16 protein-coding genes and 1 pseudogene are annotated in these 18,898 nt (G+C 28.0%); 8 read left to right on the forward strand and 9 right to left on the reverse strand.

Annotated elements, in window-relative coordinates; translation table 11 throughout:
- The first annotated feature begins 461 nt into the window (after nucleotides 1-461).
- Both ABM4_RS06640 and ABM4_RS06645 read left to right on the forward strand, forming a co-directional pair.
- On the forward strand, nucleotides 462-1,760 hold the full coding sequence (locus ABM4_RS06640; RefSeq protein ID WP_016358911.1) for a phenylacetate--CoA ligase family protein: 1,299 nt from the start codon (nucleotides 462-464) through the stop codon (nucleotides 1,758-1,760).
- 8 nt (nucleotides 1,761-1,768) lie between these two features.
- On the forward strand, nucleotides 1,769-2,200 hold the full coding sequence (locus ABM4_RS06645; RefSeq protein WP_016358912.1) for an ACT domain-containing protein: 432 nt from the start codon (nucleotides 1,769-1,771) through the stop codon (nucleotides 2,198-2,200).
- Between the two features lie 346 nt (nucleotides 2,201-2,546).
- Here ABM4_RS06645 and ABM4_RS06650 read toward each other — a convergent pair whose 3' ends face one another.
- The 4 genes from ABM4_RS06650 to iorA form a co-directional block, all read right to left on the reverse strand.
- Nucleotides 2,547-2,873, reverse strand: a complete 327-nt coding sequence (locus tag ABM4_RS06650; RefSeq protein WP_016358913.1) for a hypothetical protein — start codon at nucleotides 2,871-2,873, stop codon at nucleotides 2,547-2,549.
- Nucleotides 2,874-3,032: 159 nt separating this feature from the next.
- Complete coding sequence (locus ABM4_RS06655; protein ID WP_040681562.1) at nucleotides 3,033-3,314, reverse strand: hypothetical protein; 282 nt, start codon at nucleotides 3,312-3,314, stop codon at nucleotides 3,033-3,035.
- A 417-nt stretch (nucleotides 3,315-3,731) separates the two neighbouring features.
- On the reverse strand, nucleotides 3,732-4,328 hold the full coding sequence (locus tag ABM4_RS06660) for an indolepyruvate oxidoreductase subunit beta (RefSeq protein ID WP_016358915.1): 597 nt from the start codon (nucleotides 4,326-4,328) through the stop codon (nucleotides 3,732-3,734).
- A 12-nt stretch (nucleotides 4,329-4,340) separates the two neighbouring features.
- Nucleotides 4,341-6,245 (reverse strand): indolepyruvate ferredoxin oxidoreductase subunit alpha, encoded by a 1,905-nt coding sequence (gene iorA / locus ABM4_RS06665; protein WP_016358916.1) that lies wholly within the window; start codon nucleotides 6,243-6,245, stop codon nucleotides 4,341-4,343.
- Nucleotides 6,246-6,665: 420 nt separating this feature from the next.
- On the opposite strand from iorA, the gene tfrB reads away from it, so the two are divergent.
- From tfrB to glyS, 4 genes are all read left to right on the forward strand, one after another.
- Entirely contained in the window at nucleotides 6,666-8,159 is a 1,494-nt protein-coding gene (tfrB, locus tag ABM4_RS06670) for a fumarate reductase (CoM/CoB) subunit TfrB (protein ID WP_016358917.1), read from the forward strand.
- Nucleotides 8,160-8,180: 21 nt separating this feature from the next.
- Nucleotides 8,181-9,092 (forward strand): TrmJ/YjtD family RNA methyltransferase, encoded by a 912-nt coding sequence (locus tag ABM4_RS06675; RefSeq protein ID WP_016358918.1) that lies wholly within the window; start codon nucleotides 8,181-8,183, stop codon nucleotides 9,090-9,092.
- A gap of 236 nt (nucleotides 9,093-9,328) precedes the next feature.
- Nucleotides 9,329-9,913: a dCTP deaminase gene (gene dcd / locus ABM4_RS06680; RefSeq protein ID WP_016358919.1), complete on the forward strand. Its 585-nt coding sequence runs from the start codon at nucleotides 9,329-9,331 to the stop codon at nucleotides 9,911-9,913.
- Nucleotides 9,914-10,030: 117 nt separating this feature from the next.
- A complete protein-coding gene (glyS, locus tag ABM4_RS06685) occupies nucleotides 10,031-11,737 on the forward strand; it encodes a glycine--tRNA ligase (RefSeq protein WP_016358920.1) in 1,707 nt (568 codons plus the stop codon).
- A 293-nt stretch (nucleotides 11,738-12,030) separates the two neighbouring features.
- On the opposite strand, the gene ABM4_RS06690 is transcribed toward glyS, so the two are convergent.
- Nucleotides 12,031-12,732: a CPBP family intramembrane glutamic endopeptidase gene (locus ABM4_RS06690; RefSeq protein ID WP_016358921.1), complete on the reverse strand. Its 702-nt coding sequence runs from the start codon at nucleotides 12,730-12,732 to the stop codon at nucleotides 12,031-12,033.
- 244 nt (nucleotides 12,733-12,976) lie between these two features.
- Between ABM4_RS06690 and ABM4_RS09015 the strand changes: the two genes are divergently transcribed.
- Together ABM4_RS09015 and ABM4_RS06695 are read left to right on the forward strand one after the other, a co-directional pair.
- Complete coding sequence (locus ABM4_RS09015) at nucleotides 12,977-13,126, forward strand: hypothetical protein (RefSeq protein WP_156815335.1); 150 nt, start codon at nucleotides 12,977-12,979, stop codon at nucleotides 13,124-13,126.
- A gap of 103 nt (nucleotides 13,127-13,229) precedes the next feature.
- Nucleotides 13,230-14,984, forward strand: coding sequence for a DUF262 domain-containing protein (locus tag ABM4_RS06695; RefSeq protein ID WP_016358922.1), 1,755 nt, complete (start codon nucleotides 13,230-13,232; stop codon nucleotides 14,982-14,984).
- Between the two features lie 538 nt (nucleotides 14,985-15,522).
- Here the strand turns inward: ABM4_RS06695 and ABM4_RS06700 are convergent.
- The 4 genes and pseudogenes from ABM4_RS06700 to ABM4_RS06715 form a co-directional block, all read right to left on the reverse strand.
- Complete coding sequence (locus ABM4_RS06700; protein ID WP_016358924.1) at nucleotides 15,523-15,927, reverse strand: PH domain-containing protein; 405 nt, start codon at nucleotides 15,925-15,927, stop codon at nucleotides 15,523-15,525.
- Between the two features lie 80 nt (nucleotides 15,928-16,007).
- A complete protein-coding gene (locus tag ABM4_RS06705; protein ID WP_016358925.1) occupies nucleotides 16,008-16,229 on the reverse strand; it encodes a hypothetical protein in 222 nt (73 codons plus the stop codon).
- 491 nt (nucleotides 16,230-16,720) lie between these two features.
- Nucleotides 16,721-17,781 (reverse strand): annotated as a pseudogene (locus ABM4_RS06710) (transposase).
- A gap of 395 nt (nucleotides 17,782-18,176) precedes the next feature.
- Nucleotides 18,177-18,872 carry a DUF4013 domain-containing protein gene (locus tag ABM4_RS06715; protein WP_016358926.1) on the reverse strand — a complete coding sequence of 232 codons (696 nt, stop codon included), beginning with the start codon at nucleotides 18,870-18,872 and terminating at the stop codon, nucleotides 18,177-18,179.
- Nucleotides 18,873-18,898: the final 26 nt, after the last annotated feature.

Here is an 18,898-nt window from a genome sequence, read left to right on the forward strand (position 1 = left end):
CTAACTTATTAAAATTGATTTATTAACCAATTTTCATAAAAAAAATACAATAAACTGAAAAATTATCTAAAAAACAGAATTTATAAAAAAAATTCTTTATAAATCTCAGTAAAATTTAAAAAATTTATACAGATATAGATTATATTTTATTAGATATATAAATTATTATTCAAAGATTAAAATAATTCAAAATAAACATGTAAACAGTTAAAATTTACTCTTAAAGATTAATAAAAATTGTATAATATACAATTTATATACTGAAGATTTGAAAAGTTTCATTAATTTTAAAACAAACTTTAAAAAATAAAATAGAACCTATAAAAAATTAAGCCACTATTGATTAAAAAAATCATATTCATATAATAGAAACTAGTTATAAATATTATAGATTATATAAAAAATTATTATTAAAAGAATATTATTAATTTTATTAATATTACAAAATTAAAAGTGATATAATGATTTGGAATGAAGAAATGGAATGTATGGGCCCGGAAGAAAGGAAAGAATTACAACTTAAAAGACTAAAAGAAGCTGTTAAAAGAGCGGAAGAAGTTCCTTTCTATAAAGAGCAATATGATAAACTAGGATTATCTGCAGATAGTATTGAAACCTTAGAGGATATTGAAAAATTTCCATTTACAACAAAAGATGATTTAAGAAGTTGTTATCCTTTCAAACTTGTTGCAGCAGATCCTGAAGACATTGTGGAAATTCATGCTTCATCAGGTACAACTGGAACTGCAACAGTTACATGTTATACTGAAAATGACTTGGACATCTGGGGAGAAATCACTGCAAGGGCTATTGGAATGGCAGATGGTGAGAAAAAAGACAAAATTCAAAACTGTTATGGATACGGATTATTTACCGGTGGTTTTGGAATAGATCATGGAGGTAAGAAATTTGGTGCAACCGTTATTCCAATGTCTGCTGGAAATACAAAAAGACAATTGGAAATTATGAGGGATTTTAAGAGTGATATCATAACCTGTACCCCATCATATGCTATGTATCTTGGAGAGGCCCTTGAAGAGGAAGGTTACGGTCCAGAGGACATTAATCTTAAAACAGGTATCTTTGGTGCGGAAATGTGGACCGAGGAAATCAGAAAAAGAATTGAGGAAAAACTAGGTATCAAAGCTTTAAACATTTATGGTCTTACCGAAGTAATGGGACCAGGTGTATCCTCAGAATGTTTGGAACAAGAGGGAATGCACATCCAAGAAGACCATTTCTATCCGGAAATTATTGATCCAAAGACCCATAAAACATTAGGAGATGGAGAAAGAGGAGAACTCGTTTTAACAAGCCTTACTAAAACTGGAATGCCTATAATCAGATTCAGAACTAAAGATATTACCTCATTAAATCATGAAAAATGTAAATGTGGAAGGACAACTGTTAGAATGAACCGTATTACCGGAAGAACTGATGACATGCTCAAAATCAGAGGAGTAATGGTATTCCCATCACAAATTGAAAGAGCATTACTCAGAGTTAGTAAAACCAGCCCTAACTACCAAATACATGTTACAAGACCTGATGCTTTAGATGAGCTTGAAGTTAAAGTTGAGGTAACTCCAGAGATGTTTTCAGATGAAATGAAACAGGTTGATGAAAAACGTAAAGAAATCGCAAAAAGTATTAGTAAGGAAATAGGTCTTAGGGTAAATGTAAGCTTTGTTGAACCTGGAACAATTCCAAGAAGTGAAGGAAAAGCTGTTAGAGTAATTGATGAAAGGAACTTTGAATAGGTGATAAAATGACAGTAAAACAAATTTCAGTTTTTATTGAAAACAATGCAGGAAAATTAAAAAAAGCAATCAATACAATTTCAAGCGAGGGAATAAACATCAGAGCACTTTCAATTGCAGATGGTGCGGAATTCGGTATATTAAGATTAATTCTTACAGATAATGACAAGGCTAAAGATGTATTGACAAAAGGCGGATTCATTGTAAGGGAAACAGAAGTTATTGTAATTGGAATTCCCGATGAACCTAATGGATTAAACACTTTATTAGATGTTTTGGAAGGGGAAAATATTAATCTTGAATATGTTTATGCTTTTGCAAACAATAAAACGGATGATGCGGTAGTTGTAATTAAGGTTGAAAATTACGACAAAGCATTAAAAGTCCTAAGAAATCATGAAGCAAAACTTTATGATGAAGGGGATATCGAAAATTTATAAATATTGAATTATTCAATATTTCTTCTACTTTTTTTTTAATTTTAAAACTTAAATTGAATCATTTATATCTATTTATATCTAATAAAAAAAACTATTTTTTACATATTTTATATTAATTAAAATAATTACTTTAATTAAATAGTTAAAACCCCAAACTAATTTTAAAAACTCATTTTAAACCAAGTAAAACAAAATTCAATTAAAAAAATTACTATCAATAAAATAAGCAACTATAAATTAAAAAATAGATGAAAAAATCAATAGAGAAATAAATAATTTCTTATATAAAAATTTTAGAAAAAATAGCCCAGACTAGAAAAAAATATATTTAGAGGAAATATAAGTTTCAGTCCTCTTCAGTAAGAACGACTTTTATATCTTCATCACTAAATATATATGAATCATCTACCTCTTTTAGATTTTTTAATTCTTCGATTAATTCACCAGATTCAAGTAAATGCATAAATCCATTAAAAAAGTTATTTAAATCTTCTTGTTCTTCCTCTTCACAAATAAATGTGGTATTTTCCCTTAAGTCAGCAGGATTATCTGACCAATCTGAACCTGTATAAAATTCTTGATTTTCTACTTCTCCATCATCATCATAATCAATAGCCATGATAATTTCACAATCAGTTCCACTAGCCTCATAAGTTAATTTAAATTCAGGCATATTGAATCACCTTATACTTTTAATGAAATAAATAAAAATTCAATCTAATAAAAATATCATATATTTATTATTTAAATTATTCTATTCTATTTTACCAATAGATAAATAGTTTTCAAATGTTTATAAAAGGATACGAATCATTAAAATAAAATAAATAGACTATAACTCTTTTAATAATGTTAAGAGATCTTCCCTGGTATAACCTAATTTAATAAACAGATTCTTAACAGATTCATTATCATTAATTTTAGTAATCTCGTTCCAAGCTTTAAAATCATTATTAATAATTCCATTAATTAATAATTGGATAGTAATTAAATCATCACTATCTATTCCAACTAAAACTTCCTTGTCACTAAACTTTCCATCTGGATCAACTAAATCAAATTGATTAGTACCTTCTCTTCTTTTAAGAATTGCATTATTAATTTTATATGACATTTTCAACACCATAATTAAAATCTTAAATTGAATTTTATTATTAATATTTTAAAACTATCTTATTTAAAAGTTTTACTCATTAAATTTAATAAACCTAAAAAAAAGGAATAAAACCGCTTATAAAAAATTTTAAAATAAAAATTTATAATCAAACTATAAAAATAAGTAGATAATGATAAAGATAGAAAAGTAAGATTGAAAATATTCAAAATAAATATCGGCATTTAAACAATAAAATAAAAAAAATATTAAAAAACCATCAAAATAAATATTACACATCCAAATATTAAATTAAAAAAATACTGTAAAAACAGTTAAAACATATATTATTCATTTAAACAATAAAATAAAAAAATATTGGAAAAGTAGTAAATAAATATATTCTTATCCCAATATAATCCAATTTTAGAATAATATTTAATGTTTAACAGCATCATAACCTAAATCAAAAGCTTTTAAATTCATTTTATGGAATTTTTCCTTAAGGTTATGCTTCATTGAATCAACAATAGCATCTTTTGAAATAGGGAAGGACTCTACAGCAACAGCTGAACCTAAAAGTACCATGTTTAAGGACAACATACTTCCTGCCTCTTTTGCAAAATCATTACCCTCAACAGGATAAACATGATTAAAGTTTTCCTTAAGACTATTTACAATGGAGCTTATACTAGGATAAGGTTGACCTGAACTTGAAAGTTGAGCCGGAATTACAGGAAATGTGTTGAATACCAAATAAGTTTCTTTGTTTGCCTTGTGTAATCCCCTTAAAACCTCGGAAGGTTCAAATCCAAGAATCATGTCAGCAGTATGGTTTTCCAATATGGAACTTTTAAAATTACCTATTTTCAACTCGGTAGAAACAGATCCCCCTCTTTGAGACATTCCATGAATTTCACTCATTACAACATTTAAACCTTCATTCATTGCAGCTTCACCAATAATGGTAGAGGTCTTAATAATCCCTTGACCTCCAACACCACAAACATAAATTGAATAATTATCTTGACTCATATTAATCCCTCTTTAATCGTTAATTGTTTCAAATGCATCATATTTACATACTTGAACACACATTGAACAACCATTACACATAGATGTATCAACTACAATCTTACCGTCTACCTTGCTAATTGCAGGACATGCTAACTCTTTAACACATGCATCACAGTTGTTACATTTATCATAATTTACCTTAACAGGATCCTTTTTAGGATATCCCTTAATTAAAGTACATGGAGATTTTGCAATAATTACAGAAACGCCATCATTGTTTAAAGCTTTCTGATAAGTTTCAACTGTTTGTTTAAGATTTAATGGATTAATAACTCTTACAAAACTTGCACCTGCAGCTTTTGCTAATTCACGAATAGAAATTTCAGGAGCATGATTTCCCATACCATCAACAGGTATACCTGGATTTGGTTGACCTCCAGTCATTGCAGTAATACGATTATCCAAAACGGTTACAATAAAATTCTGTCCATTGTGAACACCGTTAATTAAAGGTGATACACCACTATGGAAAAATGTTGAATCTCCAATAAAACTAATTACAGTTTGATTAGTTGCCATGGAAAATCCACAACCGTCACCGATACTTGAACTCATGGATAAAAGATAATCTGCAACATTGTAAGGAGGGTTGATTCCTAAAGTATAACAACCTATATCTGATGCAAAAATAACCTCGTCTTCAGGTATTTTCTCCTCTTCTAAAGCTTTTTTAACACCATAGTATGTTGCCCTATGAGAACAACCAGGACATAAAGTTGGAGCCCTAATAAATAGATTTTCCTTAAGTTTTTTAAGTGAACTTGTTTTCTCAAAACACCTGTTTTCTGTTTCGTATCCTAAAACTTTTGAAAATCCTTCCCTTACTATATCACAGTTAAATTCCTCAACCATAGGAAATGTTTTATCAAATTTACCGTGAACCGGAATATTTAATCCATGGGTTCCGATTGTAATTAAAACCTCTCTTTCTGTAATCGGATCTACCTCTTCAATTACAAATACCATATCCAAATCCTTAATAAAGTCATAGATCAAATCATGAGGACATGGATAGGACAAGCCTAATTTTAAGAATTTAACATCCAAATCATCCTCAACTGCAACGTCATATCCATAGTCAAAAGCACTACCAGATGCTATTACTCCTATTTTAGCATCTTCAGATAATTCAATAATAGGATTAAATTCAGATTTGCAGACGCTTTCCTCCAATTTTTCAATTTTTTTAGTTAATCTTTCATGCATTCCTGCAGCATTTGCCGGTACCGGAACATAAGCTGAGGGATTCTTTTTAAAATGACCTTTATTCCAATGTGTTGATTCGTTCTTAAGACCGTTATGTTCCTTAATGTCACCAAATTCAACAATTCCCCTCATATGAGATACACGAGTAGTTGTTCTTAATATTACCGGAAGTTCTAACTTTTCAGATAATTCAAATCCATAAACCATCATATCCTTGACTTCTTGAGGATTGGATGGTTCAAGAACAGGAATATTTGCAAGACGAGCATAATTTCTTGTATCCTGTTCATTCTGTGATGAGAATACAGAAGGATCGTCTGCAACCAATATAACCATTCCACCTTTAACACCGGAATAACCAGTTGTGACAAAGGAATCTGATGCTACGTTTAAACCTACATGTTTCATAAATGTAAATGATCTGAGACCACTTACTGCAGAAGTAGCTGCAACTTCCATAGCTACCTTCTCATTAGTAGAAAATTCGAAATATATACCTGAATCTTTTGCAACAACAGATAAAATATTTCCAATTTCTGATGAAGGGGTTCCAGGATAAGTAGCTGCAACAGATAAACCTGCCTCAATAGCACCCCTTACTGCAGCTTCATTACCTAGTAAAAAATGCTTTTCTCCTTTTTTACCATTAACTAATTGATCATAACCCATAATCATACCTCTTTTCTTAAAAGTAATAAATTTAATAAATTAAGATTAATATTATAATTTTAATTAATTTTTACAAAGAAAAATTATGTATTTTAATAAAAAAAGATAGTTTTATGTTTTAATATAAAAATAACCCATAATATCAATTTTTAGAAAAATATTTAAAAATGATATAATACTATTATATATCTATTAATCGATTTATTTAAAATATTTATCTAAAAAATACATGATAACAAAAAAGTAGATTTTAATAAATTTAAAAAGAATTTGAAAATATACTTAAAAAAAGTTTATCAATAGATAATAAAACCTATTGGTTTATATCAAATAATAATCATTATATTAAAAAAACAATAATATAATAATAATTACTATTTTACTTATCATTTTATAAAAAAATTTTAAAGGATGAAAAGGATGATTACAATTAAAGTATTAAGGTTTGATCCAGAAAAAGATGAAAAACCTTACTATAAAGAGTATGAAATCGAAAAAACCGAACAAATGAAGGTTTTAGATGCATTGACTGCTATTAACGATAAATATAACGAGAATATTAGTTTTAGAAGCTCATGTAGAGCCGGTCAATGTGGTTCCTGTAGTTTAAAGATTAATGGTTCTGGAGCACTTGCTTGTAAAAGTGAAATAAACGATGGAGACATTATTGAACCTTTAGACTTACCTATCATTAAAGATTTAATCGTTAACAGAGAAATATATGAGGATAAAGCTGCTTCAATGGATTTGGAACTTAATATTCCAGAATCAAACAGATTAAATCTTGATTTAAAACCTGAAGAACTCGAGGATACTAAAAAAGTTAGAACATGCATTGAGTGTTATTCCTGTCTTTCTAGCTGTCCTGTTGTAAAAGATTTTGGAGATGAATATGCAGGACCTTACTTTATGAGATATTTATCCAAATTCGAGTTTGATCCAAGAAACGACAATGAGCGTTTAAATCAGATAATAGAAGAGGGGGTTTATGACTGTACCAGTTGTAGAAAGTGTGAGGAGGTCTGTCCCAAGAATATCAAAATCTACGGAAAAGCAATTGAAAAATTACGTTCAATAATAACCAATAATGATCTTGGACCATTAGACGCTCATAAAAATATAAACAGGATGGTAAGGGAAACAAACAGATCTGTAAGCTATCCTAAGGAAGGATTGAGTTTTATCGAAGAGGTCAATAAAGACAAAGATCCATCAAAGAAAAGTAAATATGCATTATTTACCGGATGTATGGTGGATTATAGACTTCAAAAAGTAGGTCATGCACTTCTTGATGTCTTAAAAGCGAATGATATTGACATTGATGTACCTGAAGGCCAGGTATGTTGTGGTTCCCCACTTATAAGAACAGGACAGACAGATCTTATCCAAAATTTAGTTGACACCAATAAAGAGGTATTTAAGGATTATGACACTGTTGTTACAATCTGTGCGGGATGCGGAGCAACACTTAAAAATGACCATCCAGAATATGGCTCCAATTTAAATGTTCAGGACATTAGTGAATTCCTGGTGGATAAATTAGACGTATCCAAAATGAAAGAGCTTGACAAAACAGTGACCTGGCATGACCCATGCCATCTTGCAAGAGGACAGAACATACGGGAAGAACCTCGTAGAATATTAAATATGATTCCAGGGCTTAAATTTAATGAAATGGACAATCCTGCAAAATGCTGTGGTGCTGGTGGTGGAGTGAAATCTGCAAAACCAGAAATAGCTATGACCCTTGCAAAGGACAGGGTTAACGAGATTAAAGAAACTGATGCTGAGGCAGTAATAAGTATCTGTCCATTCTGTCAGAGGAATATTCAGGATGCATTAGATGAGGAAGGACTTGAAAATATACATGTAATCAATTTAATTGAATTGTTACAGGAAGCTTATGCAGAATAAGACAATAGTTAAAGCTGGAAGGTGTTTAAAATAGGAGATACTGCTACCGAAGAAGAGGTCATTGTAGAAAATACCTCTGTAATTAAAAGTACTGAAGAGAGTAAAACCGATTCTGAGGACAAATCTAGTGAGGAATCAAAGACAAAAAGTACTGGAGTATCTACAAAAAGAGGGATGGTTTTAAATAAAAACCATTTCTCAGATGCTGCTTTAGTTATAAGAGATAATTTTTATGTTGTTTTTGTAGAATGTGAGACCTCCGGAAATGTGGGATTTTTAGCAAGGACCATGGCAAATTTTGGACTTAAAAATCTTGTATTGATCAATCCCTGTAAACTTAAAGATGATGCATATTACCAGTCCATGCATGCAAGAAACATTGTGGAAAGTGCCGAGATTTATGATACCCTAGACCATTTTCTTGAATCCAAGGGCATTGACTTTATAATAGGCACTACAGGTTCACCTGGGGGCAGTTACAATCTTTCAAGAATACCTATAATGCCGGAGGAACTTGCTGAAAAGATCAATCCCAATAATAAAATCGCAATTCTATTCGGAAGGGAAGGTGACGGCCTAACAAACAATGAGATTGATAAATGTGATATTGTTGTATCCATCCCAACAGATCCGTCATATCCTGTAATGAATATCACCCATGCAGCTGCAATAATCTTCTATGAAATTTTTAAACATAAGAATACCTTTAATAAGGAAGGTTTAGATGAAAGTACCCATGTTGAAAAGGAGCACCTTCTTGAAAACATGAGGGAATTAGTTGATTGTTTAAGTATTCCGGAACACAAGAAAAAAACAGGTTACAAAACATTTAAAAATATTGTAAATCGTGCATTTATAACAGGTAGAGAAGCCCATACTTTAATGGGCATATTGAGACATACAAAACTAGATATATTATATAAAAAAGAATGAGAATTCTTATTCATTTTTACTATTTTTTAAAACAAATTTTATATTAAATTTTCAAACCAATTTAAAAATCCCTGTATTAATCCTGCTATTTTTAAAATAAAAATTATTAGGTTTTCAAAACAAATCCCTACAGGATATTCAAAATTCCTTATATTAATATAATATAAAATAAATATTATTAATGTATAAAAAATATACTAAATTTTATAAAATAAATTTTGTTTAGAGGACTATTTATGGCTATATTAAGTGATAAAGACCTTAAAAAGTGTATAGATGATGGAAAAATAGTTATTGACCCATTAACTGATGAAAAACAAATACAACCATCCTCAATTGATATGAGAATTGGTGATGAGTTTAAAGTTTTTAGAGTTATTCGCAAACCCTTTATTGATCCTAAAGATGATGATGACATTGCGTCATATATGGAATCATTAACTGTTGAAGATGGAGAGGCATTTATAATACACCCCAATGAATTTGCACTTGCGACTACATACGAATATGTAAAGGTTCCAGACGACTTAGTTGCACGTGTTGAGGGACGTTCCTCAATGGGAAGACTCGGGGTTACCATGCATGTAACTGCCGGATATATCGACCCTGGATTTGAGGGAAAGATCACTTTAGAAATATCAAACATTGGTGCTATGCCAGTTGCGTTATATCCTGGTCAAAGGGTATGTCAACTTGTTTTTGAAACTATGACCACACCTGCCGATAAACCATATGGCCACCCAGATAGAAATAGTAAGTATATGTGTCAAAAAAGTCCTGAAAGTAGTCGTATTAAAGATGACTATGAATTAAATAAATAAAATTTATTATTTTTTATTAAAAATATTTTCCAATTAAACCGGAAGAATATTTTAAACCAACAACTATTTTATAAAGCTTAATTTTTAAAAATATTAAATTATTATTGGAGATAATCTATGAATCATGATAAGATGTCAAATATTAGTGCAAAAAGAGGTTTCTTATGGCCTTCTTTTGAAATTTACTCAGGAGTTTCCGGATTTACTGATTACGGACCTCTTGGTGCAACACTTAAAAACAACATTATGCAGAAATGGAGAAGACAATATGTTGTAGGTGAGGGATTCACAGAAATCGAGGGACCTACCGTAATGCCGAAAGAAGTTTTAAAAGCTTCAGGACATGTTGATAACTTTACAGATCCGATGTGTAAATGTGAAGACTGCGGAGAGGTTTACAGAGCAGACCATATTATTGAAGAAAACATTGGCATAGATGTGGAAAGCCTACCTAATGAGGAACTAGATAAAATCGTAGAGGAAAACAATATTCGCTGCAGTGAATGTGGTGGTAAGCTTTCAAAAATCTGGGATTACAACCTAATGTTTAAAACCCAGATTGGTGCAAAAGGAAATAAAGTTGGATATATGAGACCTGAAACTGCACAAGGCATTTTCATTTTATTCAAAAGATTATCCAGATATTTTGGAGGAAAATTACCGTTTGGAGTAGTTCAACTTGGTAAATCATACAGAAATGAGATTTCCCCAAGACAGGGAGTAATAAGACTTAGGGAATTCACCCAGGCAGAGGCAGAGATCTTCCTAAATCCAGAGGATAAAACACATCCCAAATTTAATCAGATTAAGGACATTGAATTTAGATTATCCTCTCAGGATGTGCAATTGAATAATAAGGACGAAATTATCGTAACAGCACAGGAAGCATTAGATGAAGGCATAATTTCAAGCGAAATGCTTATCTATCAGTTATATCTTGCAAGAAAATTCCTAGAAGAAATCGGCATACCTGAGGATGCGTTGAGATTTAGACAACATTTACCTGGAGAAATGGCTCACTATGCACTTGATTGTTGGGATGTGGAATGTAAAACCGATAAATATGGATGGGTTGAAATCATTGGAATAGCGGATAGGGGGGATTATGATTTATCCTCACATACCAAAGAAAGTAATGAGGAATTGAATGTCTATATCCCATATGATAAACCTAAACATGTTAAAAAAACCATTATTAAACCAAATATGGCTAAATTTGGACCTTCATTTAAACAAGACAGTCCTAAAGTAAAAACCTATCTTGAAAACCTTAATGATGATGAGATTAATGAGGTTAAAAAAGCTTTAGAGGATGACGGTAAATATATAGTTAAATTGGATAAAGATCTAGAACTTCTTCCGGAACATGTTGAATTTAAAGAAGTTGAGGAGGAGGTCAAAGGTGAGAAGATTACACCCCATGTAATTGAGCCTTCCTTTGGAATTGACCGTATATTATACTGTACATTATTACATTCATTTACCGAAAGTGAAAACAAAGACTACTTCAAATTCCAAAAAGAAATAGCTCCAATTCAAATAAGCGTATTCCCACTTTTAAACAAAAACGAATTACCTAAAATTGGAACAGAAATCACTGAAACCTTAAGAAATGAAGGATTTAATGTGGACTACAGCACAGCAGGATCCATTGGAAAAAGGTATGCAAAGGCAGATGAAATAGGAGTACCTATTGCAATAACTATTGATTTCGATTCAATAGAAGATAAAGCCGTAACCGTAAGATATAGAGATAGTGAAAAACAAGATAGAATTCCTATTTCCAATTTAAATGAATTTATTCAAAACTATTTCAATGAATAAATCATTTACCTTTTATTTTTTTTAAAAAGCAGCTATTTTTAATATATTTTTAAAATAAAAATATAAATCTAATTTTAACCATTAAATACCTACCCAATAATTAATCTCTATTTTTAACATATTCTTAAAATTAAAACCTCAACCATATATCTAAAAAACCAATTAATCTGATTTAAAACAAGATTAAAAATTTAATATTAGGTATACATTAAATAAAAAAAGCAATAGAAATTTAAAAATGAAAAAAAGAAGGAATATTTGATTTTAAAATATTTAATAAATATTTGTTTTAATTAGATATCTAAAAACTCTAATGCAAATATCCCATAATCAATTAGAACATGTACAATATATGCAACAAATAAATTTTTAGTTCTTAAGTAGGAATAAGCTAAGAATATTGAACCGAAACCTACACCAATTAAAGCATAGAATACATTACCATATGTAGTAATATGCACAAAACCGAAGACCAATAAACTAATGATAGTTGCAATAATTACACTTAAATTACGTTTATCTGAACCTTTGTAACATAGATATAAAGATGCAATAAATGGAATAAATCTTAGTACCTCTTCCCAGACTAATTGGGGAAATACCCATAGAAAATCCCAGATAGTATAATTTAGCCAAGAATTATCTGCTCCAACAAGACCCAGATAACTAAGCAAGAAGGACAATAATATTCCAAGGAGGAGATCTCCCGCTACACAAAATATAATTACCCAAATATCATTAATTTCAGGTTTTTTAAATATTTCCCTCCAATGACCTTTAAATGCATATAGGGGAACTATAATACTACTGAAAAATAGAATTAGTGTAGATAATTCTTCCCCACCAAACAATGAAAAGGAACATAATACTATTATTACAGATTCAATTACAAGTAGTGCCCATTTAGTATTAGATAATCTTGGATTATCCTTAAAGAAAGGAAATTCAGTATTTTTCCTTTCCCATCCAATATCTTTTATCTTCAATAAAAACATAAATCACCATTAAAAATCATGAATTAAATATTAACAACTAACTTTAAGAAAATAACAGATTTCAAAATAGATTAGAAAATCATGATAAACTTATAAAAAAAATATCCCAAAAATAGATCTTGATTATTTGAAACTTAAATTAAGAATTAATAATTAATATTTAATTTATGAATTATTTTACACTGTAATTTATTTTTTACATTATATAAAAATATATGTATAGACAAAATAGTATTGTGATACTATGGGGGCAAATGTATTTGTTACAGGCTTAATATTAATTTTACTTATTTCATGGATAATAACCTCAATTGTTGATGATAGAAGTGGCTTGACATGTTGTTGTGGAATATTTTTAATACTGATTTTAGGAGCCATTTCAACATCACCTTAAGGATTATTTTAAATACAGAAATCTTATTTTTAATTTTATATACTAATTTAAAATGATAAAGATATAAAAATAAAATTAAATAAAAGTATAAATGGTGAATTAAATGACTGAAGGGGTAGTATTTAATAACACGACCTATGAAATATCTAGCTTAATTAGTGAGGTAGATACTGGAATTATAGCACTTCCAGATTTACAAAGACCATTTGTATGGAAAAACCAGCAAATTAGAGATTTAATTGATTCCTTATACAAGGGATTACCTACTGGATTAATAATATTATGGAAGATTGGGGGACCTAATGAAAAGGTTAAACCAATTGGAGCAGATAAATCCACTACACCAAATCGACTCGTTATTGATGGACAACAAAGATTAACCTCATTATATACAATATTTACCGGAAAACCAGTAATTGATAAAAAATATCAAAAAAGAACACCGAAAATAGCATTTAATCCCATAACTGGAGAGCTTGAAGTTTTAAACAAAGCAAAACAAGGGGACCCCGAATGGATAAATAATATTACCGATATTTTTAATGGAAGTTTACTTAATATTATAAGAGAATATGAAAATAATCTTCATGAAAATAAACCAGAAATAGAATTTAATGAGGAAGAAATAGAAAAAAATATTGAAAAAATAAAAAATATTAACCATTATCCATTCTCAGTACTTGAACTATCTCAAAATTTAGATCCTGAAGAAGTTTCTGAGATATTTGTTAGAATCAATAGTAAAGGAAAACCATTAAACCAATCTGACTTTATTTTAACATTAATGTCTATTTATTGGGATGAAGGGCGTAAATCCTTAGAAAAATTTACAAAAGAATGTAAAAAACCAAATATTGAAGAAAAATCACCTTTTAATACCATAAAAGCTACTCCAGAATTAGAACAGTTATTAAGACCAATAATTGCATTTTCATTCTTAAGAGGTCGTTTAAAATATGCTTATTCCATTTTAAAAGGTAGAGATTTAGAAAATAAAATTACCACTGAAGAGGAACGTGAAAAAAACTTCAACATATTTAAACAATCACAAGAAAAGGTTTTAAACCTTACAAATTGGCATGATTATTGCAATTTAATAGAATCATTAGGTTTCATTAATTATGATAAACTTATTAGTTCAAAATTTGGATTCTATGCAATATATGGTATTTATTTAATTGGTAAATATAAATTCAATATAGAAAATAAAAAATTAAATAGAATTATAGGTAAATGGTTTGTATTCTCACAGTTAACACAAAGATACTCATTTTCACCGGAAACAAGATATGAACAGGATTTATCAAGATTTAGAAATAAATATAATGATTTTACAAAGATATTAAATGACATAATGAATAATGAATTAACCGAAGATTTTTGGAATATAACATTACCAGAAAAATTAGAGTCATCAACTAACAATTATGCCGGAAATGTTTATACTGCTTCTAAAATATATGATAAGGATAATATTCTATTCTCAAAATTTATTCTAAAAGATCATTTAAATCCATTAACAAAATCTACTAAAAAATCTATTGACGTACACCATATTTTCCCTAAGAATTATCTTAAAAAAAATGGAATTGATGATAAAAAAGATTATAATCAACAAGCAAATATGATTTATATAGAATATAAAGACAATATAAAAATTAGTGACAATGCTCCTAAAGAATATTGGCCAATGATGGTTAATAGTTTAAATGATTATGAGAGAAATGATTTAATTTCAAATTATAATGAAAAATATGATTTACCTAAAGAGTTTTGGAATATGGATTACTTTGAATTTTTAAAAGAACGTAGAAAACTTATGGCTAAATCTATAAAAAATTATTTCAATAAATTATAAAATTTAAAATAATAAATATTATAAATTTTAATTTATAATTAAATTAATGATTACATTTTTTAAATTTTATTTTTAAGAACTTTTATAAAGGATATACTTGATATTTACCATTATAATCTTTTAATCATGATTTTAATATAAAATTCAATAGTATATTCATTATTAACTATTTCTATAAGAATTAAATTCTATAATTTTTAAGGGGTTTACTTAATGAACAAGTTATATCCTTTAATTTTTCTGCTAGATTTTTTCTTTTTAATGTTTTTTCAATTAATAAGGAACACATTATGACCTTCTACTTTCCATATAAATTCCATCCTTAAAACTTATAATTCCAGTTAAGACATAAGCAACATTAACTATTTTTAAATTGAATTTATAAAAAAGAATACAAAAATAAATGAATTGATTATCAAAGAAGTAAAAAGGATTAAAATCAAAATTAACAAGAATAATTTTAGAATATAAAAAATAGTAAGATAAAAAATAAATAAAAAATTAAAATCTAAAATTAAAAGAAATATAAAAAAATTATTTAAAATAAATAATTTTCTTTAACTAACCTAACAATTTCTTTTGCTTCCCCTGCTTGATCAGATGGTACTTTAAATGATAAAGGAGCACTATATGCTGCACCTTCAGCGGTAACAGTAGTGTTACCATCCACACCTATTTTAATATCCACATCAAAATCAAGGGTACCTGCAGTTTCAAAAGATATTGTCTTAATTGTTTTTTTAGGGAAGAATTTAACTTCAACCTTTTTACCACTTAATCCTTGAACATCAACATCATATATCCCATAATTTGTAAGAACGATTTGATCCCTTAAAAACTGAAATGACTGAATAATTTCCTCATCATCAAAGAAAAACTCGGACACATAATCTGCATCCATATCAACACTAGCATGTCCTGCTAACTTATCAAATAAAGCCATAATTACACCTATAAATTAATTTTAAAAAAAAATGAAGTTGTTTTAAAATAAATAGTCCTATAACTATCTAAAAAAAAGATTTATAAATCACCAATAAATCCAGCATATGCATCCGCTGCAAAGACTAGTCCAATAAGTCCAGCAACATAAGTACCGATAGAACCTAATGCATAAGCAAGAATAATATCAACGATAACTACTGCAATAAATACAAACAACCAATTTTTTCCTCTGCCTAATAAATATTGTCCTATCCCAGGTAAAAATAGGGATATAATAGCTGCAACAATCTTGTTTTCCATAATAATACCTCTAACTGTTAATAATTGAATCCATAATTTTTTAAAAATTTTGAAACTTTCAATTTTTTTTTCAAATCAATACACAACATATGGAAAAACTATTTTAATCAAAATGAATTAAAGGAATAATTTAAAATCAAATCATCATAACCAACAAATCACTTTAATTAAAAAAATGTTTAAACACATATTGTAATTTATTTATACATTTTTATTAACGTATACAATATAATTAAATTTTATAATATAAATAAGTTATCGTTTTAACTATACAAAAATCAGAAACAAATTATATTAGCAAATATACATATTTCATAAAAACAATTAAAAAATTATATAAATTACATTTATTTTTATTTAAATAAAATGTACAAAGTAAAAAAAGAAGAAATATTAAAATTTTTTTAATTAAGTAAAAATATACAGTTTTTAATGTTTTAAATATTAATTAAAAATTTTTTAATAAAATATAATTTAGGGGTCTGAAATTTTTACATTTGGGAAAGTTTTTGTAGGGCTGTTTTTGACATATCGCATTGTTGTATGAGGAGTGTTCCTAACAATACATAAAGAAAATAGTGTTTTTTCTACAGATTTCGGTGTGAATTTGTGTATTTTTCTCATTTCTAATGAATTTTACAATACTTTAAACTAATCTTCTATTTTTCCACGTATTGGTTTATATTTCCTCCAATTGACAAGTTTATTTAATAATTCTTTTTTTAATCTTTTGAATATAGTTTTAGAGTTTTGTTTCTTCTTATTATTACTAAAAACGTCTAATGGATAGCTTAATTTGTCGTCGAATTTTTGTTTTGTGAAAAATTTTTTTGGAAAAATGAAAGGAACTATTTTGTATTTGTTAATTCCTATTTGGTAGTTTTTAAAGCTGTAATAGCCTTTATCGAATATTAACACATCTCTTTTTCTTATTAATCTTCTTCTATGCAATTCTTCTAAAATTTCTTCAAAAAGTTTTGAATCATTCGGGGCACCAGAATGTAATAAAATTGCAACAGGAGTTAATGAATCGTAATCAAGTACAAATGTAGCTTTAAATCCAATATAATGGCCTTTTGAAGAAGAATAACTCCATTTTAAATTCATTTTTGCAAGTTTTTCTTTACTCTGTCTTCTACGATTGAAATTGAAATCTAAGTCTATTGGTGTGGCATCTACAATAAAAGTCTTTTTTCCCCTTCTTTTGTAGTTTCCAAAGTGTTTTAAAATGCTATTTACTGAATTGGCGTATTCCTTGATTGAAATTTTTTTGCAAGTAATCATAGATTTCTTGAGCTTCTAAAACTTGATCCATTTTGAAAAATTTTATGAGTTTATTTCTGCTTTTAAGATTTTTCACAACAAATTCTGTCGGTAAATCAAAAAACATACATATAAATTATGTTTTAATGACTGTTCTTAGTTTTTTAGTATTTTTAAATCCATTTGAGATGAATATTTGCTGTGATCTTCTAGAATCGATAATTTTAAACATTTTGTTTAACATAACATAATTCGGGTCGTTTTTATCTAAATTTAAATTGTGCATCATACATATCGTCAAATATATATTTATTGCACCTATTATTTAAATTTATTGATTTAAACGGCCTTTTTTTTATTTAAAACTAATTTTAAAAATGTATTATTAAAAATAAAAAATAAATCACACTTAAAATATAAAAAACAAGCAAAAATAAACCATAAAAAAAATAAAAAAAAATTCAGGCCCCTAAATATAATTTTATTGAAAAATATATAAACATCATCTTTGTTTAAAAAATTCTAAAATTTCTAACTATAATCCATTAAAAATAAGATTTAATTATCAATTCATATAGGCACCATTATGGCATTATACTAAAAGTAAATACAAGAATCCAAATTATAATTTAATTAAAAAAAAAAATAAAAAAAGAACAAATAGCCCAATATTACTTAAAGAAGCTATAAACTTGAAAGTGCAAACAGTCTTTTAGAGAATATCACAAAGAATGGAATAATTAAAAAATTTACAATAAATGAGACTATTCCATTACTAGAAATATCAACAAAGATAAATCTATATATTAAAAATTCTGATAGAACAATGAAAGAATAAACCATTACCAAGTTATATATTCCAATTTTATCAAGCAAATCCAATATCTCCCTAAAAGCAAATCCACTTTTAAAATTGCCATGGTGATGTGCCAAATTAAGAAGACCGCCCAACATTGTTAAATAGATAAGGCCTACAAAAAACAAACCCATTGCCCTAACAAAGAAATCATATTTATAAAATTCTAATTCAAAACAAAAGAACAATATAACTCCAATTATTATCATGTAAAAAAGAACAACAAGTTCATCTTTTAATCCATGCCGAATTAGCTCCAAATAATTAGCGAAAATGGGTGGCTTTTCAGATCCGTCTACTGTCTCCTCAAGAATCTTACAAGAGTAACCGGATTCAATCAAGGAAAAAGCAAATAAAATGACAATAAAAATTAACCCACTTAAGTTTTGAATGTCACTACTTTTAAAAACAGTATCTTCCAAATATGAAATAATATAAAGAAAAACACCCAAAATAAAAATAGCTTTCCAATCAGAAACAGCATATCTAAGACTATTCTTAAATAAATCTATAAACCTATCCATAAATCATCATTTTTTAAAAATAAATT

Source organism: Methanobrevibacter sp. AbM4, assembly GCF_000404165.1.
In the GTDB taxonomy this organism is placed as follows: domain Archaea; phylum Methanobacteriota; class Methanobacteria; order Methanobacteriales; family Methanobacteriaceae; genus Methanarmilla; species Methanarmilla boviskoreani.

Coding starts and splice junctions, on each gene's coding strand:
- ABM4_RS06640 (WP_016358911.1), top strand. CDS start 462: ATGATTTGGAATGAAGAAATGGAATGTATGGGCCCGGAAGAAAGGAAA.
- ABM4_RS06645 (WP_016358912.1), top strand. CDS start 1,769: ATGACAGTAAAACAAATTTCAGTTTTTATTGAAAACAATGCAGGAAAA.
- ABM4_RS06650 (WP_016358913.1), bottom strand. CDS start 2,873: ATGCCTGAATTTAAATTAACTTATGAGGCTAGTGGAACTGATTGTGAA.
- ABM4_RS06655 (WP_040681562.1), bottom strand. CDS start 3,314: ATGTCATATAAAATTAATAATGCAATTCTTAAAAGAAGAGAAGGTACT.
- ABM4_RS06660 (WP_016358915.1), bottom strand. CDS start 4,328: ATGAGTCAAGATAATTATTCAATTTATGTTTGTGGTGTTGGAGGTCAA.
- iorA (WP_016358916.1), bottom strand. CDS start 6,245: ATGGGTTATGATCAATTAGTTAATGGTAAAAAAGGAGAAAAGCATTTT.
- tfrB (WP_016358917.1), top strand. CDS start 6,666: ATGATTACAATTAAAGTATTAAGGTTTGATCCAGAAAAAGATGAAAAA.
- dcd (WP_016358919.1), top strand. CDS start 9,329: ATGGCTATATTAAGTGATAAAGACCTTAAAAAGTGTATAGATGATGGA.
- glyS (WP_016358920.1), top strand. CDS start 10,031: ATGAATCATGATAAGATGTCAAATATTAGTGCAAAAAGAGGTTTCTTA.
- ABM4_RS06690 (WP_016358921.1), bottom strand. CDS start 12,732: ATGTTTTTATTGAAGATAAAAGATATTGGATGGGAAAGGAAAAATACT.
- ABM4_RS09015 (WP_156815335.1), top strand. CDS start 12,977: ATGGGGGCAAATGTATTTGTTACAGGCTTAATATTAATTTTACTTATT.
- ABM4_RS06695 (WP_016358922.1), top strand. CDS start 13,230: ATGACTGAAGGGGTAGTATTTAATAACACGACCTATGAAATATCTAGC.
- ABM4_RS06700 (WP_016358924.1), bottom strand. CDS start 15,927: ATGGCTTTATTTGATAAGTTAGCAGGACATGCTAGTGTTGATATGGAT.
- ABM4_RS06705 (WP_016358925.1), bottom strand. CDS start 16,229: ATGGAAAACAAGATTGTTGCAGCTATTATATCCCTATTTTTACCTGGG.
- ABM4_RS06715 (WP_016358926.1), bottom strand. CDS start 18,872: ATGGATAGGTTTATAGATTTATTTAAGAATAGTCTTAGATATGCTGTT.